This window comes from Cobetia sp. 1AS1 (assembly GCF_029846435.1).
GTDB lineage: Bacteria > Pseudomonadota > Gammaproteobacteria > Pseudomonadales > Halomonadaceae > Cobetia > Cobetia amphilecti.
This window is the reverse complement of the sequence record NZ_JARWKU010000005.1, coordinates 122,439-149,432: the sequence shown is the minus strand read 5'-3', so window position 1 is coordinate 149,432 and position 26,994 is coordinate 122,439. Positions and strand designations below refer to the sequence as shown.

Sequence of the window (26,994 nt, the reverse complement as noted above, 5' to 3'; positions counted from 1 at the left end):
GCATCACGTTATTCAGCGAAGGCCTGGCCATAACTGTCGGGCGCCAGGTCCTCGAAACGGGTGTACTTGCCGATGAAGGCCATGTGAACGGTACCGATGGGGCCGTTACGCTGCTTGCCGATGATCAGCTCGGCCAGTCCCTTGTTGTCGGGATTGTCCTTGTTGTAGACCTCATCACGGTAGACGAAGGCGATGACATCGGCATCCTGCTCGATGGCGCCGGATTCACGCAGATCCGACATCACCGGGCGCTTGTTGGGGCGCTGCTCAAGCGAGCGGTTCAGCTGCGAGAGCGCCACGACCGGGCAGGCGAATTCCTTGGCCAGGCCCTTCAGCGAGCGCGAGATCTCGGAGATCTCGGCGGTACGGTTCTCGGAAAGCCCCGGCACCTGCATCAGCTGAAGGTAATCGATCATGATCAGGCCGATGCCGCCGTGCTCACGCGCCATGCGTCGACAGCGCGAGCGCATCTCGTTGGGCGACAGCGCCGCGGTGTCATCGACGAACAGCTGCTTGTCCTTGAGCAGGTTGACCGCCGAGGTCAGACGCGGCCAGTCCTCGTCTTCCAGCTGGCCGGTACGCACCTTGGTCTGGTCGATGCGGCCCAGCGAGGAGATCATGCGCAACATCAGCGATTCGGCGGGCATCTCCATCGAGAACACGGCGACCGGCTTGTCGCCGGAGACCACGGCATGCTCGACCAGGTTCATGGCGAAGGTGGTCTTGCCCATCGAGGGACGGCCGGCAATGATCACCAGATCCGACGGCTGCAGGCCGGAGGTCATGTCATCGAGATCGCGAAAGCCGGTCGACAGGCCCGTCATCTGGCCCTTGAGATTGAACAGCTCATCGATGCGGTCCACCGCGCCGGTCAGCAGCTGACTCATGCCCTTGGGGCCGCCGCTCTTGGGCCGCGACTCGCTGATCTGGAACACCAGGCGCTCGGCCTCGTTGACCAGCTCATCGGCATCACGGCCCTGCGGGCTGAAGGAGCTCTCGGCGATCTGGTTGGCCGCCTGGATGAGCTTGCGCAGCGTGGCGCGCTCGCGAACGATGTCGGCATAGGCCTTGATGTTGCTGGCCGAGGGCGTATTGCGCGCCAGCTCGGCGAGGGTCGCCAGCCCGCCGACCGACTCGAGCTGGTCACGACTTTCCAGCAGCTCGGACAGCGTCACCACATCCAGCGGGCGGCTGCCGCCGACCAGCTGAGACATGGCGTTGTAGATGAGACGATGCTCATAGCGATAGAAGTCGTCGGCCACCAGCCGCTCGGAGACGGTATCCCAGGCGCTGTTGTCCAGCATCAAGCCGCCAAGCACCGACTGCTCGGCCTCCAGCGAATTGGGCGGCACCTTGAGCGCTGCCGTCTCGCGATCCTGATCCTGAATCTCGCTCATGCCTGGCTGACTCCTGCTGATGACTGACATGCCCGTGGGGGCTTCTAGTTTCACGCATTGACGCAAGCCTGCCAACCGCCGCGCCCACGCCGAAGCCTCTTCCTGACGGGGGCAGGCATTCTACCGGATTTTGTGCGTCATCGCCTCGCCGGCGACCAGGCAAATGCCACGCCGATGACAAATCGCGCCCATGAAAAAACCGCCTTCGCATCGAGGATGCAAAGGCGGCTTGGGTACCGCAGCAGTCGCTACACCGGATCACCGGCCAGCCACTGCAAATCAGCGATTACTCGCCGACCACGACCACACGGACAGTGGCAGTCACTTCAGCGTGCAGCTGCAGCACGATGTCGTATTCGCCAGTGTTGCGCAGCGGGCCTTCCGGCATGCGGACTTCGCTCTTGGCGATGTCGATGCCAGACTGGGCGATAGCTTCGGCCAGATCACGCGGACCGATGGAACCGAACAGCTTGCCTTCTTCGCCAGCTTTGGCGACCAGGGACAGTTCGATTTCGTTCAGCTGAGCGGCACGCGCTTCAGCTTCGGTCTTGCGCTCTGCAACCTGTGCTTCCAGCTCAGCGCGCTGAGCTTCGAAAGCTGCCTGGTTTTCAGCAGTGGCCGGAACTGCCAGGCCGTACGGCAGCAGGTAGTTGCGACCGAAGCCAGCCTTGACGGAAACCTGGTCACCCAGGTTGCCCAGCTTGCCAATCTTGTCGAGCAGAATGACTTGCATCTCGTAAACCTCTTATCGATGACTGCCGGCGAGACGTGCGCGAAAATCCGCAAAGACGTCCACAAGCGCCAACAGCAGCAAAATCAGAATCGTGGGCCAGGTGGTCAGCATCATGAAATAGACGCCGACGAGCCATAACCCGCTCATCCCCTTTAACCCGATGTAACCATGTACCAGGGCAATGCCCGCCACCAGCAGCGGTATCCAGATCAGCAGGAGCACTGCAGGCACATTGAGCAGTACGCCAATGATCCCGCAGGCTGCCAGTATCAGGATTTCGGGCAAACTCAGCCGAAAGGCATGGAATTCGCTGCGAAACCCACCCGGATTGTAGAGCCCGGACTGCCAACTGCGCGCCAGGGCCAGACAGCCCGTAGCGGCCAGCAGGACCACCAACCCGGTAATACCACCGATGACCAGCCCTGCGAGCTGTTCAGTCGGCACACCTTGAGCGGCAAAGTCGTTCAAGCGTGCGTCAAGCTCAGGGGCATTCTTGCGAATGCTCTCAAGCAGTGGACCGGCTCCGCCTGGTGGCAGGAATATCCCGGACTGCACCATCAGTGCCGCCGTCAGGCTGGCGCCTATCAGCGCCTCACCCCATCGCACGCGAGCGCGCAACAGGGTTGCCATCAGGGTGACCAGCAATACGGTTGCCAGAGGCACCGGATCGCCTTGTACCCACCACCAACCGGCCGGAACGGCGGCGGCGATGACTACGGGTGCGGCAGGCGCAAGGCCACGCCGAAGCGTGACCAGCGCACTGATGGCGGCACTGAACCAGAAGAACCAGGGCACGATTCCCGTCAGCAATGCAATCGCGATGCATTGCAGGGGGCCGCGCATGGCCCAGCGTGCCAGTGCCAGCATCATGGTGTCGCCTTACTGGTGGCTGTCGCTGTACGGCAGCAGAGCCAGGTAGCGAGCACGCTTGATGGCAGTCGCCAGCTGACGCTGGTAGCGTGCCTTGGTGCCAGTGATACGGCTCGGGACGATCTTGCCGGTCTCGGTGATGTAAGACTTCAGGACTTCGATGTCCTTGTAGTCGATCTGCTTCACGCCTTCAGCGGTGAAGCGGCAGAACTTGCGACGACGGAAAAAACGTGCCATTGCAATGACCTCCTGGGGGTGCGGTATCAGTTAGCGTCTTGAGCTTCGGATTCGTCACGCTTGTCTTCGCGACGCGGACGCTTCTCTTCAGCCGGCTTCATCATCGGAGACGGCTCGATGGCCGCTTCCTTTGAACGCACAACCAGGTTACGGATGACGGCGTCGTTGAAACGGAAGATGGTTTCGAGTTCTTCAACCACCTCACCGGTAGTTTCGACGTTCATCAGCACGTAGTGGGCCTTGTGGATCTTGTTGATCGGGTAGGCCAGGTGACGGCGACCCCAATCTTCCAGACGATGCACAGTACCGCCGGCTTCGGTCACGATGGAGGTGTAACGCTCGATCATGGCCGGAACCTGTTCGCTCTGGTCCGGGTGGACCATGAACACGATCTCGTAGTGACGCATGGCTTGGCTCCTTTCGGTTTGACAGCCCCCACGGCGCGTCTCGGGCCGGGAAGCAAGGAGTGGAGTGATTACTACGGTTGTGCCATTCAGACCCGAAGGCCACGAAAGACGCGCGCGGGCGAGGACAGGTGCCCCCATGCCGCGCATTCACTGCAGACTGCACTTCACAGAACCGCAGTATTGTAGAGAGGAGTCAAGGGCTTGGCAAGCGGCCCGTGAAAGACAGCCAGCCCCGTTCCGCCGACCGCTTCTCTCTTGCCTCTCTCTTGCTTCTACCCTGCCCCTCCCCTGACTATCCCCTGCCGACAATTGCCTCAGCCGCGGCGCTGACGCACCGCCTCGAACAGGCAGATGCCCGCGGCAACCGAGACATTGAGGCTGGAGACGCTGCCCGCCATCGGCAGCTTGATCAGGCCGTCGCAATGCTCGCGGGTCAGGCGACGCATGCCCTTGCCCTCGGCACCCATCACGATGGCGACCGGGCCGGTGAAATCGGCTTCGAAGGCCATGGATTCGGCTTCGCCCGCCGTGCCCAGCACCCAGACACCGGCTTCCTTCATGGCGTCCAGCGTGCGGACCAGGTTGGTGACCTGATAGACCGGCACCACTTCCGCTGCCCCACAGGCCACCTTGCGCACGGTCGCGTTCAGTGAGGCCGACTTGTCCTTGGGCACGATGACGCCATGGGCGCCCGCGGCATCGGCACTGCGCAGGCAGGCACCGAGGTTGTGCGGATCCGTGACGGAGTCCAGCACCAGAAACAGCGGAGCTTCTTCGTGGGACCAGCCATCGAGACGCAGCTTGAGGCCGGTCTCGTTCTCGGTGGCCAGCGGCGCGCACAGCGCGACCAGCCCCTGATGGGCACCACCGCCGACGGCCAGTGCATCCAGCTCCTCGCGCCCCTTGAGGGTGACGCGCGAACCGGCGGCACGCGCCTGCTCGATGATATCGCTCAGGCGCAGCTCGGCCTCGCCCGCCTGCACCCACAGCTCGCTGGGAGCGCGGTCACGTGCCAGCAAGGCTTCCACGGCGTGCACGCCATAGACGGCTTCCAGGCCACCGGGAATCTTCGGCGCGGCGGCGCGAGCGCCACCCTTGCGCGCCCCGCCACGCTCATGACGCTGAGCGCCGCTGCGCTCGCCTCGGGAATGCTCACTTCTGGCGTGGCTAGCACGCTCGCCGGCGGGCTTGCCGCGGCCGGGCTTGCGCCCCTTGTCCTGACTCATTGTGCCTTCCTGACTGATGACCCGACGGGCCCTGTCACATTGACGGAAACTGAGCTGCCGCCGACGCGACAGCCTTGAAATCGTGCAGCCTGACGACTGCCCAACGCATCAGCCCCGACCGGAGCCGGGGCTGATGCAGTGACGCGCGAGGAGCAGAGCCGAAATCAGCTACGGCCGTTACCGCGACGCCCGCGCGAGCGCGAACCCCGCTTGCGCGACGGATCGTCCTTGCCTGCGGCACCCATCGGTGCGACCGGTGCGAACGGGCTATCGGCGGCTTCCGGGCCACTCGGCACGGCCGGACGCGCCGCAGCGGGCGCCTCGGCGGCGGGCTGCTGCTCATTGCCAGCGGCAGCCTTTTGCTCTCCACGGCCCGAGCGATCATTGCGCTCACCGCGCGGCTTGCGCGGCGGACGCTCACCTGCCGGCTTTTCGGCCGCAGCCGCGTTGCCATTGCCTTCCTGACTGACTTCCTCGGTCAGGGACTTGAGGCGTTCGCGCTCACGCTTGCCGGGACGCCCCTTGGCGGCGGCTTCCTTGCTGGCAGCGGTACCGCTCTTGCCGGCTGCCGGCTTGTCGCCCTCGCTGCTACGCGCCTTGCGCGGCTTGCGCTTGGGACGCGGCGTCGGGTCGCTGAGCATGAAGTCGATCTTGCGCTCATCCATGTCGACACGGGCCACCTGGACGGTGACGCCATCGCCGAGACCATAGCTGACGCCGGCACGCTCACCCTTGAGGCGATGCTTCTCGGCCTCGTAGTGATAGTAGTCGGACGGCAGCGAGGAGATGTGCAGCAGGCCTTCGACGTAGTAGGCATCCAGACGCACGAACAGGCCGAACTGGGTGACTGCCGCAACGGTGCCTTCCAGCACTTCCCCGACCTTGTCCTTCATGAACTCGCACTTGAGCCAGTCGTTGACGTCACGCGTCGCCTCATCGGCGCGGCGCTCGGTCATCGAGCAGTGCTCACCCAGCTCGAGCATCTGCTCGAAGGTGTACGGGCACCACTTGGTCGGGCGCTCGGTCACGGCATCTTCGGCGCGCAGCACGGTGTCGGTCTTGCGCGGGCCACGGATGACGGAACGAATCGCACGATGCACCAGCAGATCCGGATAGCGACGGATCGGCGAGGTGAAGTGCGCGTAGGCATCGTAGGCCAGACCGAAGTGACCTTCGTTCTGCGGCGAGTAGACCGCCTGGGTCATGCTGCGCAGCATCACGGTCTGGATGATGTCGAGGTCCGGGCGCTCGGCGATCGAGGCACGCAGTGCCTGGAAGTCCTTGGGTGCCGGCTCGTCGCCACCTTCCAGCGTCAGACCCAGCTCACCCAGGAAGGCGCGCAGGTTGTTCAGACGCTCCGGTGCCGGCTGCTTGTGGACACGATAGAGGGCCGGGAGATCGTGCTCATCCAGGAAGCGTGCCGTCGCGACGTTGGCCGCCAGCATGCATTCCTCGATCAGCTTGTGCGCGTCGTTGCGGGTACGCGGCACGATCTGCTCGATCTTGCGCTCATCGTTGAACAGGATCTGCGTTTCGGTGGTCTCGAAATCAATGGCACCACGCTTGTCACGCGCCTTGCGCAGCACGCCGTACAGCGCGTGCAGGTTGTGCAGCGACGGCAGCAGCTCGTTGTACTGCTGGCACAGTGCCTGACCTTCCTCACTTTCCGGGTCGGTCAGCATGGTGCCGACCTTCTCGTAGGTCAGGCGAGCATGCGAGCGAATCACGGCCTCGAAGAAGCGATAGTCGAGCATCTCGCCACTGCTGGCAGAGATGGTCAGCTCACAGACCAGCGTCAGACGATCGACATGCGGGTTGAGCGAGCACAGACCGTTGGAGAGCAGTTCCGGCAGCATCGGCACGACCTGACCCGGGAAATACACCGAGTTGCCGCGCACATAGCCTTCCTGATCCAGCGGGCTGCCGCCACGCACGTAGTGGGAGACGTCGGCGATGGCGACCAGCAGCTTCCAGTTGCCATTGTCGTCCTGCCAGGCACAGACGGCGTCATCGAAGTCCTTCGCGTCTTCGCCATCGATGGTGACCAGCGGCGTCTCGCGCAGGTCGATACGGCCCTTCTTGTCTTCTTCCAGCACCTCGGCGGAGATGGTCGAGATCTGGTCTTCGACTTCCGGCGGGAATTCACTGGGGATATCGTGGGAACGGATCGCAATATCGATTTCCATGCCCGGGTCCATGCGCTCACCGAGCACCTCGACCACTTCACCCACCGGCTGCACGCGGGTGGCGGGCTGCTGAGTGATGCGCACGGACACCACCTGACCGTCCTTGGCACCATTGGCCACGCGGTTGGGGATGATGACTTCCTGCGCGATGCGCGAGTTCTCGGGAATCAGCACACCGAAGTCCGGCTCGGACTGACGATAGATGCCGACCAGGGTCTGGGTATTGCGCGCCAGCACCTCGACGATGGTGATCTCGTCACGGCCACGACGATCACGGCCGCTGACGCGAGCCAGCACCTGATCGCCATGGAAGACGCGACGCATCTGGCGCGGCGGCACGGCGAGGTCCGGCTTGACGCCATCTTCGCGCGCCAGGAAGCCGAAGCCGTCGCGGTGACCGACGACGCGGCCACGGATCAGGTCCAGCTTGTCGATCAGGGCATAGGCACCGCGACGATTACGCAGCACCTGACCATCACGCTCCATGGCATTGAGGCGACGGCGCACAGCTTCCTGCTGCTCCTCGTCCTCGAAACCGAGCATGCGGCTCATGTTCTCGTGGGTAATGGGCTTGCCATACTCTTCCAGCTTGTCGAGCAAGAACTCTCGGCTGGGGATGGGCTTGTCGTACTTATGGGCTTCGCGTTCCGCGTGCGGGTCGTCGCTGAGCGTCCATTGGGTCATTAATCAGGATTCCTTGACGATGAATTCGAGACGGGCAGCGATCGCGGCACGGAATGACAGGTTGTCTCTCATCCGCGCATTATAGCCTCTACCCTTGGGCCGACCCAACCATTCCCCGCCACTCATCACGGCGGAGGGGCCATTCAGTGCTCTCAATGGCGGCCCGAGGCCAGACTCTCAAGTCTGAAAGCTCGCCAATTGATGAGCTTCATCTGTCTGTTCTCTCTCTGTCCTCTGTCTGTCCTCATCAAGCGAGAGAGACTTTCTGCGGCTCGCTCAACAGGGCATGAAAGAAAAAGCTTGCATTCCCACAGTACATCCGTATTATTCGGCACCACTTGCCCAGATGGCGGAATTGGTAGACGCGCTAGCTTCAGGTGCTAGTGTCCGTATGGACGTGGAGGTTCAAGTCCTCTTCTGGGCACCAATTTCAGGTTTCATGTTGGCGTGACACACGTTAAGATGGATACCAGAAAACGGGTAAAGCATCTAAGTTTCAACAACTTGACTGCTGATCCGGGTCTGCGGACCGAAACGAGTTCTGATGTCTGCCCAGGTGGCGGAATTGGTAGACGCGCTAGCTTCAGGTGCTAGTATCCGTAAGGATGTGGAGGTTCAAGTCCTCTCCTGGGCACCACGGACGTCAGACTCACAACGAACGACCCCTGTATCGCGCTTCGCCCAGATGGCGGAATTGGTAGACGCGCTAGCTTCAGGTGCTAGTATCCGTAAGGATGTGGAGGTTCAAGTCCTCTTCTGGGCACCACGATGCGCACTCGAACAGGGAACATGGCATCCACTACCAAGGATTTCATGCTCGTTCAGCTGCAAGACTCAGCTCTTGAGACTTCAGCACACAACTTGATGCCCAGATGGCGGAATTGGTAGACGCGCTAGCTTCAGGTGCTAGTGTCCGTATGGACGTGGAGGTTCAAGTCCTCTTCTGGGCACCATCAAGTTGATATCCGATGCATCCTCGCAGCGCCTGCTGCTCACATCGCGATACCCCCTCGCAATATCCTGACTGACTCACCCTCTTGTTTTGCTCAGACCCACAGCGCCCTGCGTTGTCTTTCGCATGTCGCGAAGAAAATACCGCCCTCCTCATGCGCAACTTGTCCACACCCATTACTACGCCTGGCATTGTGGATAACTCTTTTCAGCTGCACCCCTTCAGTCGGCACCTGTCCGCCGAACTGCTTCAGTACGTTCCTGTCAGTCGGGCCTTGGCTGTGCGCTCAATAACGTGATGGCGTTCGACTGAAACTGTCGACCTGCCAGCCATCGCGCGCGACCTGCGCCTCGAGGCGCTGCTCGAAGTCATCGGGGAGCTCATGGAAGAAATCCAGCCCTGTCAGAGACTCGATGCGATCGATGCTGACCAGAAAACGATCCAGCGGCTCATCGCCCCTCACCTGCTGCGGAAAGAGAAATGCCAGCGCACGTGGTGCCTGCCGACCCGAGCCGGGCGAGATGATGATCTTGTAGAAGGCATCGGGAATCTCGATCAGATTGGGCAGCCGCTCGATACTGCCGCTGAAGACCGGTCCTGCCGTGATCCACAGCGCGCCTTCGCGCGGCAGGATGCTGTCCATGATGGCGGCTTCCAGCCGTTGCCAGAGCTTGCGGTTGAGCGCGGGTGTCTGTGGCGAGATATTCGTCATGCGGAAGGTCTGATGCTGCGCCTTGACGCCGTAGATCTTGCCGATGGCGTAGTTGGGCGCCAGGTGCCCACGGTCGTAGCCACTGTTGCGATAGCTATCCGGCGTGACGGGCCATAGAGAGCGCCAGTCGCGCTCGAACTCGTCAGGACGCTCCCCCAGCCGCGACCCTTGAGTATTCTCGAGTCGCCATGTCACCCACAACGGGTTGGCGCGCAGATCAGACCAACCCACCAGATAAGCATCGCTGCGCAAGCCGCGCGCCAGCGTCTTCCAATCCAGTGCACGCGCCTGCGGCACGCCCTGCCAGACGTAGAACTGCTGGTAGTCGCGCTCCTGCCACCACCAGAGCCCACCCCCTACCAGTGCAAACACCACGCTGACCCCGAAGCCCCGCCACAGCTTGCGGCCGGCCGAGCGAATATCGTCCATCACATCCAGCATCCCGCCATTTCCTTCTTGTCGTTGCAGTTACCTCGGCAAGGCATGCATCCATCATTTCGCCATGGCTCGCGGGCGACAGCGACACCATTCACGTTCCTGCGTCGATTCCATCATGGCAGAGTTCTGCCAGCGAGGCTGACGGTTGCCCCAACTCAAGCCACAATAAGCAGGTAGCACCCGCTGATGCACCATCGGCGAGCAGAGACCTCCTGACAAATCTGCCCGCACACCGATGGCGCAGAACCTGACCACATGCTCAGCATCTGGCATGCCACCTGCATCCATGAATGCCAGCAAGCGGTCAGCAATGCCACACAGAGTGCCCATCAAGGCACCGGTGGCACCCGCGACATTGCAAGGACTGACATGCAAGCGCCTCCTGACAGGCGAGCCGTGACCGCAGCACATCCCGACGGTTGTGCTCCATTGATGAGAAGGAATCCGACCATGGCCAATCAGAGCCGCCGTAACTTCATGCGCAACAGCCTGCTGGGGCTCGCTGCCCTGCCGCTGGGCGCCGCCATACTCTCACCCCGCGCCCTTGCCGCCGACCTGCCGCGACTGGATACCTCCAATCCGCAAGCCAAGGCGCTCAACTACGTGGAAGTCGCCAGTGAAGCCAAGGACCACCCCGCCTTCAAGCCGGGTTCGGACTGCGCCAACTGCATGTTCTACAAGCCCGAGAACGAAGGCTGCCAGCTTTTCCCAAGCCATAGCGTCGAGCCGAAGGGCTGGTGTCAGTCCTGGACCAAGCGCCCGGCCTGAGGTGCGCAACCGGAACCCTCTGACTGAGAACACGAGCATGAACACGAGAGCCGATTGAGACAAGAAAACCGCCGCGAGGGTGTCCTCACGGCGGTTTTTTCATGCCTGCCTTATGCCGATTGCGCGCCGGTCAGGGCTGGCATCCCTCGGCCCCCCTCGATCCGCCATGAGCGTCACCTGACGCCCTGTCAGCCGGGATTGGCGTCCTCCGGCAGTGGCCACTGGTAGCGCCTTGCCACCTCATCGTTCTCCATCGACTCCAGATGGACAGGGAAGCCCCACAGCTGATGCAGATAGCGCATCACGGGGTAGACGCTGCGCGCCAGCGGGCGCCGATCATCCTGCACATGGCGCAGGGTCAGCGAGCGATCACCGCGAATGTTGGCGGCCCACACCTGGATATTCGGCTCACGGTGGCTCAGTGCGTACTGTACGCACAGCGCCTCACGAATGCGCTTGTAACCACGACTGTCGTGAATGGCGTCGATGACGAGATGCTCATCGCTGTCGTCATCGACCAGCGAGAACAGCTTGAGATCCCGGATCACCTTGGGCGACAGGAATTGCTGGATGAAGGACTCATCCTTGAAGTTGCGCATCGCGAAGTGCACCGTTTCCAACCAATCGCTGCCGGCGATATCCGGGAACCACTCACGATCCTCATCGTCGGGGTGCTCACAGATACGCTTGATATCGGTGAACATCGCGAAGCCCAGCGCATAGGGGTTGATGCCGTTGTAGTGCGGGTGATCGAAGCCGGGCTGCTGCACCACCGAGGTATGCGACTGCAGGAACTCGAGAATCACGCCCTCGCCGATCACCCCCTCATCGTAGAGCTGATTCATGATGGTGTAGTGCCAGAAACATGCCCAGCCCTCGTTCATCACCTGCGTCTGGCGCTGCGGGTAGAAGTACTGCGCCAGCTTGCGCACGATACGCACCAGCTCGCGCTGCCAGGGCTCCAGCAACGGGGCATTCTTCTCGATGAAATAGAGCAGGTTCTCCTGCGGCTCCGGCGGATAGCGTCCGCGGCGATGCAGACCGAGGGGGTCATTGACCTCATCGACCACCTCATCCTCTTCGCCCGCCTGGGGAATCGTGGTCCACAGCGCATTCACCTGGGCCTGCAGATAGGCCTCACGCTCCTGCTGACGCTGGACCTCCTCCTCCGGCGAGATGGCTGAAGGACGCTTGTAGCGATCCACGCCATAGTTCTGCAGCGCATGGCAGGCGTCGAGCAGCTGCTCGACAGCGTCCACGCCGTGACGCTCCTCGCACTCAGACACGTATTTCCGCGCGAAGACGAGGTAGTCGATGATCGCCGAGGCGTCCGTCCAGGTGCGGAACAGATAATTGCCCTTGAAGAAGCTGTTGTGGCCATAGCAGGCATGCGCCATGACCAGAATCTGCATCATCAGGGTGTTCTCTTCCATCAGATAGGCGATGCACGGGTCGGAGTTGATCACCAGCTCATAGGCCAGCCCCATCTGCCCTCGCCGATACGCCTGCTCCACCGACAGGAACTGCTTGCCGAACGACCAGTGATGGTAGCCGACCGGCATGCCGATGCTGGCGTAGGCATCCATCATCTGCTCGGACGTGATCACCTCGATCTGGTTGGGGTAGATATCCAGCTTGTACTGCGCGGCGATGCGCGCGATCTCGCTTTCGAAATGCTCGAGCAATTCGAAGGTCCAATCCGACCCGCTGGCCGGCTGGGTGTCTTCCAACCGGCTATCGATGCGCTTGCTCATTCGGTCATCAAGACCGCCATCAAGACCATGACTCATGAGGCCTCCTGGCCCGGCGCGACTGCCGGGCACGTCGCATGATGTGATCAGGCGCTGATGCGGCGCTTGAACAGCTCGCGGAATACCGGATATATATCGCCTGCCTCGACGATCTGCTGCATGGCAAAGCGTTCCGGAAATTCCGCCTCGACCCGCTCGTACTCCTCCCATAGCGCCTGATGGGCATGCGGCGTGATCTCCACATAGGCGTAGTACTGCAGGCGCGGCATCAGCTTCTTGATCATCAGTTCACGACAGTTGGTGGAATCGTCGTCCCAGTTGTCGCCATCCGAGGCCTGCGCCACGTAGAGATTCCACTCACCGGCCGGATAGCGCGATTCGATCACCTCATCGAGCAGCGTGAGGGCACTGGACACGATGGTGCCGCCGGTCTCGCGGGAGTAGAAGAACTCCTCCTCGTCGACTTCCTTGGCAGCGGTGTGGTGACGGATGAAGACCAGCTCGACCTTCTCGTAGTTGCGCTCCAGGAACAGATACAGCAACAGGAAGAAACGCTTGCCGATGTCCTTGTGCGCCTGGGTCATCGACCCCGAGACATCCATCACGCAGAACATCACCGCCTTGTTGGACGGCATCGGCTGATTGATGAGGTGGTTGTAGCGCAGATCATAGGTATCGAGGAACGGCACCGCCTTGAGGCGCGCCTCGAGCCGCTCGATTTCCGCCTTGAGCTCACTGATGCGCACCTTGTTGCGCAGCACCGGGTCCTTGCGCTCCTCCTGCTCCAGCGCTTCGACAGCCTCCTTCAGCGCCCGCTTGATCGGGGAACGCATCGCGATGCGCCGCGCCTGTGCTGAACGCATCGAGCGCACGATGTTGATACGTGCCGGTGTGCCGTCACGCGCGATCCCCGCGCGCACCGGGCGCACCTCTTCCATGTCCGCGATCTGCTTGCGCTCCAGATGCGGCAGTTCCAGCCCGTCGAAGACGAACTCGAGAAATTCCTCACGCGACAGGGTGAAGGCAAAGTCGTCTTCCCCCTCGCCCTGATTGGAGGCCTGGCCCTCGCCACTGCCGCCTCCCCCACCACCGCCGCTGGGACGGCGCATGCGGTCCCCTTCGACAAATTCCTTGTTGCCGGGATTGATCACACGCCGCTTGCCGCCCTGTCCGTGCTGGAAGACCGGCTCGGAAATGTCACGCGTCGGAATGGAGACTTCCTCGCCGCGCTCCATGTCGGTGATGGAGCGCCGATTGACGGCATCCTCCACCGCCCGCTTGATATGACTGCGATAGCGCCGAATGAAGCGCTGTCGATTCACTGCACTCTTGTTGCGTGCATTGCTGCGTCGATCAATGAAATAACTCATTCGCCCTCCTTGCCGGCCCCGCCCTCAGCGGATGGCCGGATGGCAAGTGCCGGCGGCAATCGTGCCCGCCGGCAGGCCTGTCGTCAGTCGGCAGGGCTTACTGCGACTTGCGTACGCGCAGATACCATTCGGACAACAGGCGCACCTGCTTCTCGGTGTAGCCGCGATCCACCATGCGCGCCACGAAGTCCTCGTGCTTGCGCTGGTCGGATGCCGAGGCCTTGGCATTGAAGGAGATGACCGGCAGCAGCTCTTCGGTATTGGCGAACATCTTCTTCTCGATCACCGCACGCAGCTTCTCGTAGGACTGCCAGCTCGGGTTGGTACCGTTGTTCTGCGCCCGTGCGCGCAGCACGAAGTTGACCACCTCGTGACGGAAATCCTTCGGGTTGGAGATGCCCGCGGGCTTCTCGATCTTCTCCAGCTCCTCGTTGAGTGACTGACGGTCCAGCAGTTCGCCGGTCTCGGGATCGCGATACTCCTGCTCCTGGATCCAGAAGTCGGCATAGGTCACATAGCGATCGAAGATGTTCTGCCCATACTCGGAATAGGACTCGAGATAGGCGGTCTGGATCTCCTTGCCGATGAAATCGACATAGCGGGGCGCCAGGTATTCCTTGATATAGCGCAGGTAGCGCTCGTGGGTTTCCTTGGGCAGCTGCTCCTGATCGAGGCGCTGCTCCAGCACGTAGAGCAGATGGACCGGATTGGCCGCGACCTCACTGGCATCGAAGTTGAAGACCTTGGAGAGAATCTTGAAGGCAAAGCGTGTCGAGAGCCCATCCATCCCCTCGTCGACACCGGCACTGTCGCGGTATTCCTGGATCGACTTGGCGCGCGGATCGGTATCCTTGAGGTTCTCGCCGTCATAGATGCGCATCTTCGAGTAGACGCTGGAATTCTCCGGCTCACGCAGACGCGACAGCACGATGAACTGGGACAGCATGCGCAGCGTATCCGGAGCACAGGGCGCCTGGTTCAGCGACGAATGCTCCAGCAGCTTGGCGTAGATCTTGACCTCCTCGGAGGCACGCAGGCAGTAAGGGACCTTGACGATATAGACGCGATCGAGGAAGGCCTCGTTGTTGCGGTTGTTGCGAAATGCCTGCCACTCGCTCTCGTTGGAGTGCGCCAGCACCACGCCATCGAAGGGAATCGCACCCATGCCTTCCGTCGGGTTGTAATTGCCCTCCTGGGTCGCGGTCAGCAGCGGATGCAGCACCTTGATCGGCGCCTTGAACATCTCGACGAATTCCATCAGCCCCTGGTTGGCCTTGCACAGCCCGCCGGAGAAGCTGTAGGCATCCGGGTCGTCCTGGGCATAGAGCTCCAGCTGACGGATATCGACCTTGCCGACCAGCGCGGAAATGTCCTGGTTGTTGTCATCGCCCGGCTCGGTCTTGGAGATACCGATCTGATTGAGGCGCGAGGGGTAGAGTTTGACCACGCGGAACTTGCTGATATCGCCGCCATATTCCTTGAGGCGCTTGGCGGCCCACGGCGACATGGCACTGCGCATGCAGCGCTGGGGAATGCCGTACTCCTTCTCGATCAGCTCGCCATCTTCCTCCGGCGAGAACAGCCCCAGCGGAGACTCGAAGACCGGCGAGCCCTTGATGGCATAGAAGGGAATCTGCTCCATCAGCAGCTTGAGACGCTCCGCCAGAGACGACTTGCCGCCGCCCACCGGGCCGAGCAGATACAGGATCTGCTTGCGCTCCTCCAGTCCCTGCGCCGCATGCCGGAAGTAGGAAACGATCTGCTCGATAGCCTCTTCCATGCCATAGAACTCGGCAAAGCTTGGATAACGGCGGATCAGCTTGTTGGAAAAGATACGGGAAAGACTGGGGTCCTTGGCGGTATCGATGACCTCCGGTTCACCGATGGCCGCCAGCATGCGCTCGGCAGCGCTGGCGTAGGCAGTAGTGTCCTGCCGGCACAACTCCAGGTACTCCTGGAGACTCATCTCTTCTTGCTGAATCCGCTCGTAGCGGCTCTGCACGTGATCGAAGATGCTCATGGAAGCCTCCTTGTCGCGACATCAGTCGCTGGGACCATCGCCGGGCCCACTCAGGTAAGACCGCAAGATTCGTTCGTCCGCTCAGCCTGGATAGCGTACGCAGGACGACTGCCTCGGCGTGTTTATCAGCATAGGTCGATATAGGGTGCTGGTGTCCAATACAGTGAATGAATGCATTCAACGAACTTTCCGCCGGCGGAGCCAGTTCTGCCAAGCACCGCAGGATCTACGGCAGCCAGTGGGTCAGCAGACACTACGATGGCGCCTGAACGTCCCTGACAACGCGTTGAAGAAAGCTTCGAAAGACGCGAAAACTCGACCAATGCTTCTGCTGTCGCGGGTGATTCACTCATGCCATGTTGCACCGCAGCACACCTTGAGCATAGGAACAGACTGACGGTTGACGCCAGTCACTCTCACGCCCAGACGACACTGCATGCCAGCCAGTCGAGCAAGAATGGCCGCGCCCACACTTCACTCCCGACCACCCCCGCCACGCTTCATAAAGCCTCCTGATTCGCCATAAAGACCATGAAAACAACGACTGGCGACGAAGTGGCTACCAACCTGATCAGACTCTTGCCTCAATCACGCATGACGTTGACAAGACCGGACAACCGGCCACAAAAAAATCCCCACCGCCGGGGCGATGGGGATCTCGAGGGAGGCGCTCACGCCTTCGGGACTGCCTGAATCAAGAGACTCACAGCACGTCGCGAATATCCTTGAGCAGGGCGTCGAGCAACTCGGTGGTGGTGTTCCAGGAGCAGACGAAGCGCGCGCCACCCGCACCGATGAAGGTATAGAAGGTCCAGCCACGCTCACGCAGTGCCGCCAGCACATGCTCGGGGAAGCTGGCAAACACGCTGTTGGCCTCGCTGGGGAACAGCAGCTCGATGCCCTCCAGCGCCTCGAGACGCTCGGCCAGATACTGCGCCATGCCGTTAGCATGGCGGGCATTGTTCAGCCAGACATCATTTTCCAGCAACCCCATCCAGGGCGCCGCGATGAAGCGCATCTTGGAGGCCAGCTGACCGGCCTGCTTGCAGCGGTAATCGAAATCGCGTGCCAGCTTGCGATCGAAGAAGATCACCGCCTCCCCCATGGCCAGACCATTCTTGGTGCCGGAGAAGCACAGCACGTCCACGCCCGCCTTCCAGGTCAGCTCGGCCGGCGAGACATTCAGCGCGGCGCAGGCATTGGCGAAACGGGCGCCATCCATATGGATCTGCAGATCATGACGGTCCGCCACTTCACGAATCGCCTGCAGCTCTTCCAGGCTGTAGACGGTGCCGACCTCGGTGCACTGGGTCAGGGAGATCACGCGCGGACGCGGATAGTGGATATCGCTGCGCTTGGTGACCAGCTGCTCGATGCCTTCCGGCGTCAGCTTGCCGTCGGGGCCCGGCGCGTTGAGCAACTTGGACCCGTTGGAGAAGAACTCCGGCCCACCGCATTCATCGGTCTCGATATGGGCCAGTTCGTGACAGATGACACTGTGGTAGGACTGGCACAGGTGGGCCAGCGACAGGGAGTTGGCGGCGGTGCCATTGAAGACGAAGAACACCTCGCACTCGGTCTCGAACAGCTGACGGAAGCTGTCGGTGACCTGCTGTGTCCAGCGGTCATTGCCGTAGGCGAGATCGTCATCACGATTGGCCTGCATCATGTACGCCATCGCCTCGGGACAGATACCGGACGTGTTGTCACTGGCCAGAAAGCGTGAAGTGCACGCTTCATCGGCAGCAGAGGTCGCAGCGGGGGTCGGGGCAATGGCGTCAGTCGTCATGGGAATTTCCAGAGCGGGACAGGGGGTCACCCTGTCCGGTGAAACAGACACGGCTCCCGGATGGCAGGAGCCGCTGCAGAAACTCCATCATAACAGCGCTGCACGCCGCCGCCAGTGGCAGGTGAAGGCTGCACGCAAGCCACCGGATGGCGCCTCGCAGGAGGGGACGAGCCAGATGACACTCGCCTCGCCAGCACCCTCAGATGGCCTGCAACGCCGGATACCCTCGCCGCCCCTGCAAGCCCCCGCTGTGCAGCACGCGAATGCGCGTACCGCGTGCGATCAGACCATTGGCCAGATGGTGCGCCAGCGCCGCGAACAGCTTGGCGGTGTAGACCGGCTCCACCGCAACGCCGGTCTCGGCCTCGAAGCGCTGAATGAATTGGATCAACCAGTCAGGCGCCTTGGCAAAGCCGCCGGCCTGCGCCCCCAGCCACAGGCCCCACTCCGGCGTCTTCTGCTGGCTGCCGCCACTTTCCGCCAGCAGGCGACGCACCCGATGGTAGAGCTGATCGCCATGATTCATGGTCGGCACCCCGATGACCCGCAGCCCATCGCGCTCGCCCAGCGCACTCAGCACCCCGGCAAGCGTCGTGCCGCTGCCACAGGCCAGCAGCACCAGCTGCGGCGCAGATTCGCCCGGCACCGGCTCGGCCAGCGCCTGGGCCAACGGCGCCAGCCCGGCGACGCCTTCCACGCAACCGCCACCCTCGGGAATCCATACCCCCTCGCCATGGCGCCTGGCAAAATCAGGCTGGTCGCGCTGCCGGTACTCGGCTCGCGAGACGAAACTCAAGCGCATGCCATTGTCGCGCGCATCGGCGAGCGTGGGCGTCAGCGGCGCTTCGGGATGCCCGCGCACCAGGCCATGTGTCTCGATGCCCAATCTGGCCCCCGCCGCCGCCAGCGCATGCAGATGGTTCGACCAACCACCCCCACAGCTGATGATGCCCCGCTTCTCGCTCAACGCCCTGGCCAGCGGCAGGCGCAACTTCCAGGCCTTGTTGCCGGAAATCTCGCTGTCCAGCGTGTCGGCGCGCAGGCACTCGACGATCACACCGGCCTCATCGGCCAGCGGCCACGCCAGGCGCTCGACCGCTGGGGGCGTGAAGAGATCCAGCAGGCTGTCCAGTGTCTCGGCTACCGGCGGGGAGGCGGCCAGCGATGATGAAGCCCGAGCATCCTCCCTGTGTGGCGGCAAAGGACTGTCCTCGGTGTCCGGCATCAGAGCCTCAGCGGTGGCATGGCGTGAGGCGGCAGCGTGCGGTGACATGAGCAGATCCCATCGTGGCGGCAAGGCAGAGATCAGAGCGCATCGAGCCGCTGGCGCGGCGCCCGAGGCAAACTCTGAAGACGACAAAGCCACCACGGAGGCACATGCAGCAAAGGCACGGCGTCCGCGGTGGCTTCCATCAGTCTAGGCAGTGGTCAGGCTCAGCTCAACGCTGAATATCCCCATGCGTGATCGCGGTCAACTCAAAGGGCAGCGGCCGCCATGGTGCCCTGCGCGATCGCGCGCTTGGCATCCAGCTCTGCCGCCTTGTCGGCGCCACCGATGATGTGCAGCTCCACCCCCGCCGCCTCCAGAGGCGCCTTGAGTTCCAGCACCGAATCCTGCCCGGCGCACAGCACGATGCTGTCCAGCGCCAGATGCTGCTCTTCGCCATTGAGGCTGACGGTCAGGCCTTCGCTGTCGATCGAGCGATACTCACAGCCGGCGACCATCTTGACGCCACGCTGCTTGAGGGTCGCGCGATGCACCCAGCCAGTGGTCTTGCCCAGCCCCTTGCCGGGCTTGGAGGTCTTGCGCTGCAGCAGCCACACCTCACGAGGCGCCTGCGGCACCACGGGTGCCTTGAGGCCGCCAGGCGTGCTGACCGAGAGATCCACCCCCCACTCTTCGCACCACAGCTCACCATCCAGCGAGGGCGACGGCTCGACGTGAGTCATCAGCTCCGCGACATCGAAGCCGATCCCGCCAGCTCCGATCAACGCCACGCGCCGCCCGACCCGCTCCGGCGCACTGATCGCCTCGGCATAGCTGAGCACCTGCCCCCGCTCGATACCGGCTTCGACACCCTCGATATCCGGCGTCCGCGCCTTCACCCCCGAGGCCAGAATCACGGCATCGAATTCCGCCAGCATCTCGGCGGTGGCGCGGGTATTGAGACGCACCTCGACCCCACAACGCACCAGCTTCTCTTTGAAGTAGCGCAGTGTCTCGTCGAACTCTTCCTTGCCGGGAATGCGACGCGCGAAATTGAACTGGCCACCCACCTCGGACTGCGCCTCGAACAGCACCACCTCGTGACCACGCTCGGCCGCCGTCACGGCGGCAGACAGTCCCGCCGGCCCTGCACCCACCACTGCCACGCGGCGCTCATGTCGCGCAGGCTCGATCACCATCTCGGTTTCATGACAGGCGCGCGGATTGACCAGGCACGAGGTCAGCTTCATCTGGAAGGTGTGATCGAGACACGCCTGATTGCAGGCGATGCAGGTATTGATGATGGCAGCATCGTCCGCCAGGGCCTTGCTGACCCATTGCGGGTCCGCCAGGAACGGCCGCGCCATCGACACCATGTCGGCATGGCCCTCGGCCAGCACCGACTCGGCAACCTCGGGCATGTTGATGCGATTGGTGGTGATCAGCGGCAGGCTGAGCTCCTGCTTCATGCGCTGGGTCAGCCCCGTGAAGACAGCGCGCGGCACGCTGGTGACGATGGTCGGCACACGCGCCTCATGCCAGCCGATGCCGGTATTGATCAGGCTCGCCCCTGCCGCCTCGATGGCCTTGCCGAGCGCGACCACTTCCTCCCAGGTGCTGCCCTCATCGACCAGATCCAGCATCGAGAGGCGATAGATGATCAGGAAGTCCTCACCCAGCGCGGCACGGATACCGGCGACGATCTCCACCGCCAGGCGGATGCGATTCTCGAAGCTGCCACCATACTCATCCTCGCGCTGATTGGTGCGCCGACAGATGAACTGGTTGATGAAATAGCCTTCCGAGCCCATCACCTCGACGCCGTCATAGCCGGCCTCGCGGGCCAGGCTGGCGCAGCGCACGTAGTCGGCGATCTGCTCCTTGACCTCTGAGGTGCTCAGCGCGCGTGGCGTGAAGGGGTTGATCGGCGCCTGAATCGCCGAGGGCGCGACCTGATCCGGCGAGTAGGCATAACGCCCCGCATGCAGAATCTGCAGACAGATGCGTCCATCCTCGGCGTGCACCGCCTCGGTGACCTCACGATGGTGCTCCGCCTCTTCCGGGGTGGTCAGCTTCGCGGCCCCCTGCATGACAGCCCCTTCCGCGTTCGGCGCGATACCGCCCGTGACGATCAGCGCCACCCCATGGCGCGCGCGCTCACGGTAGAACGCCGCCAGGCGCGCGAAGCCATTGGGAGTCTCCTCAAGCCCCGTGTGCATAGATCCCATCAGCACACGATTCTTGAGCGTGATGTGGCCCAACGTCAGCGGACGGAAGATATTCGGATAGGCAGTCATTGCGGTCTCTCCTTGGCTGTCTCGAGCACCTCGGACAATCATTGTTATATCGCGCCGCCGCCACTCTCATCAGCAACACTCACTCAGCCATGGTCATCAGTAACAGGTTGTCAGGACATCAACGGCTGATGAAAGATGGCAAACGGTCGTATGAAACGAGTGATCCCAGTGTAGAGCATCGCGCCATGGGCTCAATACTCCCAAAGGCCACATTGCGAATGACATCAGTGATGACATCAGAAAGGTGAGCAACCGCGCAGGACACCCATCAACGGGAAAGAGCGAAGTGCCGCGATATGCACCGGGAAGGCCGACAAGCTTGGAACATGGCAAGGTCGAGAAGAGATAAGAGAGAGGAAAGAGGCAAGGACAGGGAGACAAGTGGGGCTGGAGCAGTACTGAAGACTTTCCGACAGCCAGAAACGTAAAAACCCGAGCTCGAAAGCTCGGGTTTCACGAATTCTATGAGATCGAATGGCGGACCGGACGGGACTCGAACCCGCGACCTCCGGCGTGACAGGCCGGCATTCTAACCAACTGAACTACCGGTCCGCATTGGTGGGTGATACTGGATTCGAACCAGTGACCCCAAGCATGTGAAGCTTGTGCTCTAACCAACTGAGCTAATCACCCAACACAAACGATCTTTGCTGCAAGCAGCGGTGATATCTCGCGATTCTGATGGCGGACCGGACGGGACTCGAACCCGCGACCTCCGGCGTGACAGGCCGGCATTCTAACCAACTGAACTACCGGTCCACTTCAGAACAACTCAACATCGGGCGCATGACAAACGAGAATGGCGGACCGGACGGGACTCGAACCCGCGACCTCCGGCGTGACAGGCCGGCATTCTAACCAACTGAACTACCGGTCCACGACAATCGCTTGCTTCTGCTAACGAACCAGGCCATTTAATCAAGTAACGCTTTGAAAAGCAATGACTTTTTTCAAATGGTGGGTGGTACTGGGTTCGAACCAGTGACCCCCAGCTTGTAAGGCTGGTGCTCTACCAACTGAGCTAACCACCCCTGTCTCGTTGGCGCTGCATTCTACGGAATCCGGCCCATGAGTCAATACTTTTTTTGCGCGCAATTTCAGCAATCGTCCGCAACAGAGTATTGATAAGACAGGACTTTCCCACTGCATATCGCCCGCAGGCCAGTAAACATCAGCGTTGCGTCATCATTCTGACATGCCGCTGTCGCCATCGAAGGCCAGGGTAATGCCCCTCGCATGGTGGCGATTCACTGCCGTTTTCCGCCCAGCGCCGGGTGATTGGCCAAGGCCTGCGCCGCACGCGAAATCAGTCCTTCACGCGTCTCGCCACTCGCTTTTCGTGGCTTGAAATCATGTTCGCCATCAGTCAGCCAATGCAATGTAAGGCTTTCCGGCAACGGATATGCCGTCACTTCCTCGCGAGTTCCGAAGGGATCGCGGCTGCCCTGACAGATTACACCGGCCATCGGGATATCCGGCAGATGGTCGATGCGCAACTTGTCGGGCTTGCCCGTGGGATGAAACGGATAGCCCAGCGCGTACCACCCGACCGGCAACGGCGCATGCGCCACCCGGGTCAACTCCACCAGCAGATGGGAGGCCACACGACTGCCCATCGACTTGCCGCCGACCAGCCAGGGCAGTGATCGCAAGGAGTCGACGGCCGCCACACACGCCATCAGCGCCTGACACCAGCACGCCATCTCCTCGATCAGCCCGGGCAGCCGGGGCGGGGGTCGGCGACGGCCTTCACAGCGCATCCTGACGAGATAGCCGAAATCGAATGCCAGCCACGCCATGTCCTGCATCAGGCAGGCAGCGCCGAACTGTTGATGGAAGTCGGTCTCACGCCCGGCGCCGGCACCATGCGCATGCAACAGCAGGGCACGCCCCGGTCGCCCATGGATCTCAAGCGGGCCCAGTTCCGCCAACCAGCCTCGCCACGGCCCTCGCGCGGCCAGCGCGTCGTGGGACATGGTCTGGCGGGCAGCAAGCTCCGAGGCGACATCGGCCAGGCTGGCGACACGAAAGCCTTCCTCGGCGTAAGGGCTGGGAACCTCAGCCGTATTGGACGCATTGGCATCTTCGTCCGATGATGAAGTGACGGCGGGCAAGCGAAATTCTCCTGTTGATCTCGTACGGCTCGCGCCAGACAACGCTGGAACCGATGAGGGGTAAACGCTGCATTCCAGCGCGAGGGATGGCCTGTCAGTCGGTCATGGTCGCGCGTGATATCGGTCAGCGCCAGCCCTGCCGCCCTGACAGGGGCGTCGATGACCTGGCCGCTCCCGCAGCGCCGCTTCCAGCACCGCCACCACCAGCACTGCGCTTTCGCCCACTGCCGACGAGGTCGTGATATGCGTACAGCTCTTGAGGCTTCGGCCTGCCATCCCCGCGTGAACCACCATCATCACGCAAGCCATGATTTCGCTCGCATAGCCGTCATCTGGGGCCTGCTCAGCTTCTGTCTGGCGGTGGGGCTCAACCTCATCTGGCTATGGCCATCGCTGGGGCCGGAAGTGGCCTGGCTGAGTTACGGCCGCCTCGCTCCCTTGCAGCACCACCTGCTGCTCTTCGGTCTGGGCGGCTCGGCAGTGATCGCCGGCGGCTACTCCATCGCCATGCACAGCGTCCTGCAACGCGAATCACGCACGGACGCCGAGACGGCGATACCGGATATCGCACTGACTCCCTTCACGCTCAAGCTGATGCATTTCTCCTTCCTCGGCTGGCAGGCCGTGGTCGCGCTCGGCGCACTGGCGATTGTCGCAGGCTACTCCTCGGGCCAATACATGGCCGAAGCGCCCTGGCTCGTCGATCTCCTGATGACCCTCGTCTGGCTGGCCGTGGCGTGGGTCTTCTTCACAATGCTGGAACAGCGCACGCTGCGCCGCCTGCCGGTGGCCTGCTGGTACTTCATCGCCGGCCTGATGCTGGTGTTGATACAGCATGTGCTGATCTCGCTCAGCGTGCCGATCGGCCTGCTGGAATCGATACCGCTCTTCACGGGCAGCCTCGAGGCACTGATTCAGCTCTGGCAGGCAGGGCCACTCCCCGGCGGCATGTTCGCATTCGGCGTCATTGCCTTGCTCCATCACATGGTGACGAGCCGCTCGCGGCTGCCGCTCTACTCGCATCGGCTGGCCGCCACCAGCTTCTGGATGCTGGTACTGCTGGTGACATGGGGAGGTGCTCCGCTGCTGTTCGCGAGCGCCCTGCCGGCCTGGAGCCAGACGCTGGGCATGGCGATGGGCCTCCTGCTGCTGGCGCCGGGGCTGGCACTCAGCCTCAATGGCCTGATGACACTCAAGGAGGATTGGCACTCATTGCGTCGTGATCCGCTTAACTGCCTGCTGGCGGCAGCTCTGGTCAGCTTCGCCCTGGCGGTACTTGAGTACAGCCTGCTGTCATTGCCGACACTCAACGCCCTGACCTTCAGTGCCACCAACAGTCTATCGCCGGCAGCAAGCCTGGGGGTGGTCGCGACAGTCGCCATCGTGATGGCCTATCACCTGCTGCCCCCGATGCGCTCCCTCGCGCTGCTCAAGACGCACGCCCTGCTGGCCATCATCGGCACCCTGCTGTGCGTTGCCGCCAGCTGGGCGACCACGCTGCTTCAAGGCAGCATGTGGCATGTGCTGGCAGATGACGGCAGGCCGCTATACACCTTGAGCGAGGTGCTGGAAGCGGCCCGCATGCCGATGATGATCTCGCTGGGCGGGCTCGCCTGCTGGGCGCTCGGCTTGCTGCTGATGCTCCTCAACGTGACGCGCACCCTGGCTGATCAAAAGAGCGAACGCCAGCGCCTGAGCTCCGGCTCGCACAAGGCATCATCAGAACCTGCCATGCACTCTGCGTCCCCCTCTACCATGCCCCCTGCCACATCCTCGGGAGGGCACTGCGCATGAGACATGTCCTGCTCGAACGTCACGCCGGGCTGATGACGGCACTATGCCTGCTCACCATGAGCCTCGGCGCCCTTGCCCAGCTGGTGCCGCTCGGGGCTCACCCCAGCCTCGCCAGCGCACCCGAAGACCTCAAACCGCTGAGCGCCCTGGCGCTGGAGGGCCAGCGCATCTACCAACGCGAGGGCTGTCAGCAGTGCCACACGCGCATGGTGCGCGATCTACCGGGCGACACGGCGCGCCACGGCTATGCGACGACCTCCCAGGCGCGCTACTACGACCGTCCTTCGCTGTGGGGCGTCGAGCGCTGGGGGACGGATTTGAGCCAGCTGCCTGCGCAGCATGACGACGCCTGGCAGCGCCTGCATCTGAATGACCCGCGCAGTCAGGTGCCGGGCTCAGCGATGCCCGCCTACCCGTGGCTGTTCGAGCGGGCGTTGAGCGGCGAAGGCATCGCGGCCCGCATGCGAGCCCTGCAGGGCCTGGGCGTGCCCTACGCGGAAGACGAGATTCTCGCCGCCCCCAATGACGTGCGTGGCACTGCCGAAATCACGGCGCTGCTCGCCTACCTGCAGCAGGCCGCCCCCGCGAACGACATCGCCAGCCGTGGCCCATGACAGGACACCGCTCAGGAGACACGACATGAATCTGCTGGAGACAACTGGACTCCCCCTGTTCTGGAATCTCTGGATGCTGGCCCTCACGCTGGGCAGCCTGGTGCTGTTCGCCATGCTGGCACTGGGCAGCCTTTCGCGCGCTGCAAGCGCTGACAGCGACGAGCGCGAAGGCGATGGCCCCATGCAGGAACATCGCATCAACGGCGTACGTCAGCCTGATACACCAGCGCCACGTGCCTGGGGCATACTGGCACTGGCGACGCTGGCCGCCGCACTGATCCTGCTGCTCGGCGCAGCTGGCTGAGGCAGGTCGTCGCGGTATGGTCACGCGGGGCCAACCAGGCCTAAAGTTCACACACCTTGCAACGCCCATGGGTTGGGCAGGATAATGAATTAATAAAATCTAATATTATGGCGTCACGAAATTGCACTGCATTAGCCGATGAGCGCTCAGACTCTGGCCGCTCGAATCACATCGGCTGAGCAGGGTAGCGGCGGGCGACAAGGCCCCGCCCCACCATTCGTTGCGCCCGAAAGACCCCTCCGCTGCCCTGCCCCAGGGGTAGCGGTGACATTCCTCAGGAGAGTCACCATGACGGCCAATGCACAGGCATCACACCGCTTGCGCGCCCATGAAGCCCGCTGCCAGACCTGTTCGCTGAGTTCACTGTGCCTGCCACTGGCACTGAACATGGAAGATATCGACCAGTTTGACGCCATCATCCGCCGTCGCGCGCCACTCAGAAAAGGGGAAGTGCTCTTCACCCAGGGCGATGCCTTCGATTGCGTCTTCACGGTGCGCTCCGGAAGTCTCAAGCAGATCACCAATGAAAACAGCGGCATGGAGCAGCTGACCGGCTTCTACCTGCCCAGCGAGCTGGCCGGACTCGATGCCATCGACAGCAATTGCTATCCCGGCACCGCGGTGGCGCTGGAGACCACCACCGTCTGCGAGATTCCCTTCGATCGCCTCAATGCGCTCTCGGAGCAGATGCCGGAGCTGAGAACCCAGTTGTTCAAGAGCCTGAGCAAGGAGTTGCACGAAGATCGCCGCATGATGATGCTGCTGTCGCGCAAGACAGCCGATGAGCGGCTGGCGAGCTTCCTGGTCAACCTGTCACAGCGCTTCCGTCGCCGTGGCTATTCGCCGTACAGCTTCCGCCTCTCGATGGCACGCGCCGATATCGGCAACTATCTGGGGCTGGCCGTCGAAACCATCAGCCGTATCCTGACCCGCTTCCAGACCCAGGGGCTGGTCGACATTCGTGCCCGCGAGGTGCATATCCTGCATCTGGATGGCCTGATCGAACTGGCCGAAGGCGAGTGTCAGGGTGGTCGCTGATGACGCCTGCTGACAGCACATCACGCTGAGCGACACTGCGCTGATCCACCGCCAGGGCGCCATGTCGGCACCACACAAGACAGAAG

Annotated in this window: 20 protein-coding genes and 9 tRNA genes; 9 read left to right on the top strand and 20 right to left on the bottom strand. The window is 62.4% G+C overall.

Annotated features, from left to right (window positions below; translation table 11 throughout):
* Nucleotides 1-8: 8 nt before the first annotated feature.
* The 7 genes from dnaB to rnr all read right to left on the bottom strand — a co-directional run bounded on the left by dnaB (nt 9) and on the right by rnr (nt 7,740).
* Nucleotides 9-1,397: a replicative DNA helicase gene (dnaB, locus tag QD280_RS10700; RefSeq protein ID WP_165873876.1), complete on the bottom strand. Its 1,389-nt coding sequence runs from the start codon at nt 1,395-1,397 to the stop codon at nt 9-11.
* A 286-nt stretch (nt 1,398-1,683) separates the two neighbouring features.
* On the bottom strand, nt 1,684-2,130 hold the full coding sequence (rplI, locus tag QD280_RS10695) for a 50S ribosomal protein L9 (RefSeq protein WP_043334754.1): 447 nt from the start codon (nt 2,128-2,130) through the stop codon (nt 1,684-1,686).
* A 12-nt stretch (nt 2,131-2,142) separates the two neighbouring features.
* Nucleotides 2,143-2,997, bottom strand: a complete 855-nt coding sequence (locus tag QD280_RS10690; RefSeq protein WP_043334783.1) for a hypothetical protein — start codon at nt 2,995-2,997, stop codon at nt 2,143-2,145.
* Between the two features lie 12 nt (nt 2,998-3,009).
* Entirely contained in the window at nt 3,010-3,237 is a 228-nt protein-coding gene (gene rpsR / locus QD280_RS10685; protein WP_024952281.1) for a 30S ribosomal protein S18, read from the bottom strand.
* A 26-nt stretch (nt 3,238-3,263) separates the two neighbouring features.
* Nucleotides 3,264-3,644: a 30S ribosomal protein S6 gene (gene rpsF / locus QD280_RS10680; protein WP_043334756.1), complete on the bottom strand. Its 381-nt coding sequence runs from the start codon at nt 3,642-3,644 to the stop codon at nt 3,264-3,266.
* A 314-nt stretch (nt 3,645-3,958) separates the two neighbouring features.
* On the bottom strand, nt 3,959-4,870 hold the full coding sequence (gene rlmB / locus QD280_RS10675; protein ID WP_347881966.1) for a 23S rRNA (guanosine(2251)-2'-O)-methyltransferase RlmB: 912 nt from the start codon (nt 4,868-4,870) through the stop codon (nt 3,959-3,961).
* A gap of 164 nt (nt 4,871-5,034) precedes the next feature.
* Nucleotides 5,035-7,740 carry a ribonuclease R gene (gene rnr, locus QD280_RS10670; RefSeq protein WP_279839198.1) on the bottom strand — a complete coding sequence of 902 codons (2,706 nt, stop codon included), beginning with the start codon at nt 7,738-7,740 and terminating at the stop codon, nt 5,035-5,037.
* Between the two features lie 340 nt (nt 7,741-8,080).
* Here rnr and QD280_RS10665 point away from each other — a divergent pair.
* The 4 genes from QD280_RS10665 (at nt 8,081) to QD280_RS10650 (ending at nt 8,693) form a co-directional block, all read left to right on the top strand.
* Nucleotides 8,081-8,167, top strand: a tRNA-Leu gene (locus tag QD280_RS10665).
* Nucleotides 8,168-8,290: 123 nt separating this feature from the next.
* Nucleotides 8,291-8,377 (top strand) — tRNA-Leu (locus QD280_RS10660).
* 42 nt (nt 8,378-8,419) lie between these two features.
* Nucleotides 8,420-8,506: transfer RNA gene (locus QD280_RS10655), tRNA-Leu, on the top strand.
* A gap of 100 nt (nt 8,507-8,606) precedes the next feature.
* Nucleotides 8,607-8,693 (top strand) — tRNA-Leu (locus QD280_RS10650).
* A 285-nt stretch (nt 8,694-8,978) separates the two neighbouring features.
* Here QD280_RS10650 and QD280_RS10645 read toward each other — a convergent pair.
* Entirely contained in the window at nt 8,979-9,845 is an 867-nt protein-coding gene (locus QD280_RS10645) for a DNA/RNA non-specific endonuclease (protein ID WP_279834231.1), read from the bottom strand.
* 447 nt (nt 9,846-10,292) lie between these two features.
* On the opposite strand from QD280_RS10645, the gene QD280_RS10640 reads away from it, so the two are divergent.
* Nucleotides 10,293-10,610, top strand: coding sequence for a high-potential iron-sulfur protein (locus tag QD280_RS10640; RefSeq protein WP_043334757.1), 318 nt, complete (start codon nt 10,293-10,295; stop codon nt 10,608-10,610).
* Between the two features lie 188 nt (nt 10,611-10,798).
* On the opposite strand, the gene QD280_RS10635 is transcribed toward QD280_RS10640, so the two are convergent.
* From QD280_RS10635 to QD280_RS10580, 12 genes are all read right to left on the bottom strand, one after another.
* Nucleotides 10,799-12,364 carry a SpoVR family protein gene (locus tag QD280_RS10635; protein WP_279834554.1) on the bottom strand — a complete coding sequence of 522 codons (1,566 nt, stop codon included), beginning with the start codon at nt 12,362-12,364 and terminating at the stop codon, nt 10,799-10,801.
* Nucleotides 12,365-12,447: 83 nt separating this feature from the next.
* A complete protein-coding gene (locus tag QD280_RS10630; protein WP_043334759.1) occupies nt 12,448-13,731 on the bottom strand; it encodes a YeaH/YhbH family protein in 1,284 nt (427 codons plus the stop codon).
* Between the two features lie 97 nt (nt 13,732-13,828).
* Complete coding sequence (locus QD280_RS10625; protein ID WP_043334761.1) at nt 13,829-15,751, bottom strand: PrkA family serine protein kinase; 1,923 nt, start codon at nt 15,749-15,751, stop codon at nt 13,829-13,831.
* 703 nt (nt 15,752-16,454) lie between these two features.
* The gene (locus QD280_RS10620; RefSeq protein ID WP_131431206.1) at nt 16,455-17,540 is read right to left on the bottom strand and encodes a low specificity L-threonine aldolase; all 1,086 of its coding nucleotides are present in this window, start codon (nt 17,538-17,540) and stop codon (nt 16,455-16,457) included.
* Nucleotides 17,541-17,739: 199 nt separating this feature from the next.
* Nucleotides 17,740-18,813 (bottom strand): pyridoxal-phosphate dependent enzyme, encoded by a 1,074-nt coding sequence (locus QD280_RS10615; RefSeq protein WP_192838647.1) that lies wholly within the window; start codon nt 18,811-18,813, stop codon nt 17,740-17,742.
* A 203-nt stretch (nt 18,814-19,016) separates the two neighbouring features.
* Nucleotides 19,017-21,044: an NADPH-dependent 2,4-dienoyl-CoA reductase gene (locus tag QD280_RS10610; protein ID WP_279839197.1), complete on the bottom strand. Its 2,028-nt coding sequence runs from the start codon at nt 21,042-21,044 to the stop codon at nt 19,017-19,019.
* Between the two features lie 475 nt (nt 21,045-21,519).
* Nucleotides 21,520-21,596: transfer RNA gene (locus QD280_RS10605), tRNA-Asp, on the bottom strand.
* Between the two features lie 4 nt (nt 21,597-21,600).
* Nucleotides 21,601-21,677, bottom strand: a tRNA-Val gene (locus QD280_RS10600).
* A gap of 49 nt (nt 21,678-21,726) precedes the next feature.
* Nucleotides 21,727-21,803, bottom strand: a tRNA-Asp gene (locus tag QD280_RS10595).
* A 41-nt stretch (nt 21,804-21,844) separates the two neighbouring features.
* Nucleotides 21,845-21,921: transfer RNA gene (locus tag QD280_RS10590), tRNA-Asp, on the bottom strand.
* Nucleotides 21,922-21,999: 78 nt separating this feature from the next.
* A tRNA-Val gene (locus QD280_RS10585) sits at nt 22,000-22,075 on the bottom strand.
* A gap of 216 nt (nt 22,076-22,291) precedes the next feature.
* Nucleotides 22,292-23,158, bottom strand: coding sequence for an alpha/beta family hydrolase (locus QD280_RS10580; RefSeq protein WP_279839196.1), 867 nt, complete (start codon nt 23,156-23,158; stop codon nt 22,292-22,294).
* Nucleotides 23,159-23,401: 243 nt separating this feature from the next.
* Between QD280_RS10580 and QD280_RS10575 the strand changes: the two genes are divergently transcribed.
* The 4 genes from QD280_RS10575 (at nt 23,402) to fnr (ending at nt 26,908) form a co-directional block, all read left to right on the top strand.
* Complete coding sequence (locus QD280_RS10575) at nt 23,402-24,952, top strand: cbb3-type cytochrome c oxidase subunit I (protein ID WP_279839195.1); 1,551 nt, start codon at nt 23,402-23,404, stop codon at nt 24,950-24,952.
* On the top strand, nt 24,949-25,566 hold the full coding sequence (locus QD280_RS10570; protein WP_279839194.1) for a cbb3-type cytochrome c oxidase subunit II: 618 nt from the start codon (nt 24,949-24,951) through the stop codon (nt 25,564-25,566). Before QD280_RS10575 ends, QD280_RS10570 begins: the two co-directional genes overlap by 4 nt.
* Nucleotides 25,567-25,591: 25 nt before the next feature.
* Nucleotides 25,592-25,870, top strand: coding sequence for a hypothetical protein (locus tag QD280_RS10565; RefSeq protein ID WP_279839193.1), 279 nt, complete (start codon nt 25,592-25,594; stop codon nt 25,868-25,870).
* A 288-nt stretch (nt 25,871-26,158) separates the two neighbouring features.
* On the top strand, nt 26,159-26,908 hold the full coding sequence (fnr, locus tag QD280_RS10560) for a fumarate/nitrate reduction transcriptional regulator Fnr (protein ID WP_043333190.1): 750 nt from the start codon (nt 26,159-26,161) through the stop codon (nt 26,906-26,908).
* Nucleotides 26,909-26,994: the final 86 nt, after the last annotated feature.

Excerpts from the sequence above, each read along its gene's own strand:
- dnaB (WP_165873876.1), bottom strand. The coding sequence starts at position 1,397 with ATGAGCGAGATTCAGGATCAGGATCGCGAGACGGCAGCGCTCAAGGTG.
- rplI (WP_043334754.1), bottom strand. The coding sequence starts at position 2,130 with ATGCAAGTCATTCTGCTCGACAAGATTGGCAAGCTGGGCAACCTGGGT.
- QD280_RS10690 (WP_043334783.1), bottom strand. The coding sequence starts at position 2,997 with ATGCTGGCACTGGCACGCTGGGCCATGCGCGGCCCCCTGCAATGCATC.
- rpsR (WP_024952281.1), bottom strand. The coding sequence starts at position 3,237 with ATGGCACGTTTTTTCCGTCGTCGCAAGTTCTGCCGCTTCACCGCTGAA.
- rpsF (WP_043334756.1), bottom strand. The coding sequence starts at position 3,644 with ATGCGTCACTACGAGATCGTGTTCATGGTCCACCCGGACCAGAGCGAA.
- rlmB (WP_347881966.1), bottom strand. The coding sequence starts at position 4,870 with ATGAGTCAGGACAAGGGGCGCAAGCCCGGCCGCGGCAAGCCCGCCGGC.
- rnr (WP_279839198.1), bottom strand. The coding sequence starts at position 7,740 with ATGACCCAATGGACGCTCAGCGACGACCCGCACGCGGAACGCGAAGCC.
- QD280_RS10645 (WP_279834231.1), bottom strand. The coding sequence starts at position 9,845 with ATGCTGGATGTGATGGACGATATTCGCTCGGCCGGCCGCAAGCTGTGG.
- QD280_RS10640 (WP_043334757.1), top strand. The coding sequence starts at position 10,293 with ATGGCCAATCAGAGCCGCCGTAACTTCATGCGCAACAGCCTGCTGGGG.
- QD280_RS10635 (WP_279834554.1), bottom strand. The coding sequence starts at position 12,364 with ATGAGCAAGCGCATCGATAGCCGGTTGGAAGACACCCAGCCGGCCAGC.
- QD280_RS10630 (WP_043334759.1), bottom strand. The coding sequence starts at position 13,731 with ATGAGTTATTTCATTGATCGACGCAGCAATGCACGCAACAAGAGTGCA.
- QD280_RS10625 (WP_043334761.1), bottom strand. The coding sequence starts at position 15,751 with ATGAGCATCTTCGATCACGTGCAGAGCCGCTACGAGCGGATTCAGCAA.
- QD280_RS10620 (WP_131431206.1), bottom strand. The coding sequence starts at position 17,540 with ATGACGACTGACGCCATTGCCCCGACCCCCGCTGCGACCTCTGCTGCC.
- QD280_RS10615 (WP_192838647.1), bottom strand. The coding sequence starts at position 18,813 with ATGTCACCGCACGCTGCCGCCTCACGCCATGCCACCGCTGAGGCTCTG.
- QD280_RS10610 (WP_279839197.1), bottom strand. The coding sequence starts at position 21,044 with ATGACTGCCTATCCGAATATCTTCCGTCCGCTGACGTTGGGCCACATC.
- QD280_RS10575 (WP_279839195.1), top strand. The coding sequence starts at position 23,402 with ATGCGTACAGCTCTTGAGGCTTCGGCCTGCCATCCCCGCGTGAACCAC.
- QD280_RS10570 (WP_279839194.1), top strand. The coding sequence starts at position 24,949 with ATGAGACATGTCCTGCTCGAACGTCACGCCGGGCTGATGACGGCACTA.
- QD280_RS10565 (WP_279839193.1), top strand. The coding sequence starts at position 25,592 with ATGAATCTGCTGGAGACAACTGGACTCCCCCTGTTCTGGAATCTCTGG.
- fnr (WP_043333190.1), top strand. The coding sequence starts at position 26,159 with ATGACGGCCAATGCACAGGCATCACACCGCTTGCGCGCCCATGAAGCC.